Origin of the sequence: Acinetobacter higginsii (assembly GCF_000369845.1) — a bacterium.
GTDB lineage: Bacteria > Pseudomonadota > Gammaproteobacteria > Pseudomonadales > Moraxellaceae > Acinetobacter > Acinetobacter higginsii.
In genome coordinates this window covers 62,779-64,682 of the sequence record NZ_KB850216.1, presented here as the reverse complement: position 1 = coordinate 64,682, position 1,904 = coordinate 62,779, and the positions used below count along the sequence as shown (strand labels likewise).

Sequence of the window (1,904 nt, the reverse complement as noted above, 5' to 3'; positions counted from 1 at the left end):
CGAACGCTGTCTACCTTCAGATCACGGTTTAGGCCATATTTGATATTGTTACCATCTTTGGTCACCGTCAGATTTTCTTCACCTGCAACTGTACCAATATCAACTGTATCGCCTGCTTTGACTGCACCTGCATTGGCACCATTTGTTTGTAGGTTCCAACCTTTGTCTAGTTCAGAAATGGCTGCACCAACATTAGTGACATTATTGCCATTCACGGTATAGCTTGGCGCAGTCACGGTACCATCAGGGTTTACGGTTGAACCGCCACCTAAAGCATCCGATACACTTTTCGCTGTACCTGCCAACTGGCTACCATTAATCGCTTCATCCGAGGTTGTACTGACTTCGCCCGCAGTTACACCACTAATCTTGCCTGTTGTACCATCAATGCTCACACCATTAGCACCACCTACTGTGACATTGTTAAAGTCAACATTATCTGCCGTTGCAACGTTATAGATATCTTGTCCATCTGCTCCTGTGGTTTTAGAAACGGTGATGTTCTTACCTTGAGTGACTTCAGTTTTCGCTGCCGCGGCCGCCTTGTCTAACTGCCCTTTGTTGACTGCATCAGTGTCGTCAACACCTGCACCAACATTGCTAATTGGGTTACCCGCTGCATTGATGCCTGACTTGGTGATACTTGGACCATTGCTAATAGTGACGCCATCGGTATTAATCACCGTATCGCCCGCAGTCACACGATCCACTTTCAGGTCTTTATTCAGTCCGTATTGAATGGTGTTGCCGTTCTTACTGACTGTGAGATTTTCTTCACCTGTAGCCGTACCGATATCAACTGTATCACCCGTTCTGATTGCACCCGCATTGGCACCATTTGTTTGTAGGTTCCAACCTTTGTCTAATTCTGTGATTGCATCACCAACATTACGAACGGTTTCTCCATTGACGGTATAGCTTGGTGCAGTCACGGTGCCATCTGGATTAACCGTTGAACCGCCACCTAAAGCATCCGATACACTCTTCGCTGTGCCTGCCAACTGGCTACCATTAATGGCTTCATCCGAGGTCGCACTGACTTCACCCGCAGTTACACCACTGACCTTGCCTGTAGTGCCATCAATGTTCACACCATTAGCACCACCAACAGTCACATTGTTAAAGTCAACATTATCAGCCGTTGCCACGTTATAGATATCTTGTCCATCTGCTCCTGTGGTTTTAGAAACGGTGATGTTCTTACCTTGGGTGACTTCGGTTTTGGCTGCAGCAGCGGCTTTGTCTAATTGACCTTTGTTGACTGCATCAGTATCGTCAACACCTGCACCAACATTGCTAATTGGATTACCCGCAGCATTGATGCCTGACTTGGTGATACTTGGGCCATTCGCAATGGTGACACCATTGTCATTGATTAAGGTATCTCCCGCGCGAACGCTGTCTACCTTCAGATCACGGTTTAGGCCATATTTGATATTGTTACCATCTTTGGTCACTGTCAGATTTTCTTCGCCTGCAACGGTTCCGATATCAACTGTATCACCCGTTCTGATTGCACCCGCATTGGCACCATTACTTTGTAGGTTCCAACCTTTGTCTAATTCAGTAATCGCATCACCGACATTACGAACGGTTTCTCCATTGACGGTATAGCTTGGTGCAGTCACGGTGCCATCAGGGTTTACAGTTGAACCACCACCTAAAGCATCTGAAACGCTCTTGGCTGTGCCTGCCAACTGGCTACCATTAATCGCTTCATCCGAGGTTGTACTGACTTCGCCCGCAGTTACACCACTGATCTTGCCTGTGTTGCCATCAATGTTCACACCATTAGCACCACCAACAGTCACATTGTTAAAGTCAACATTGTCAGCCGTTGCAACGTTATAGATGTCTTGTCCATCTAATCCCGTGGTTTTAGTCACGGTGATGTTCTTACCTTG

Annotated in this window: 1 pseudogene; it reads right to left on the bottom strand. The window is 46.8% G+C overall.

Annotated features, from left to right (window positions below):
- Positions 1-1,904 (bottom strand): annotated as a pseudogene (locus F885_RS21275) (hypothetical protein); the annotation flags it as partial.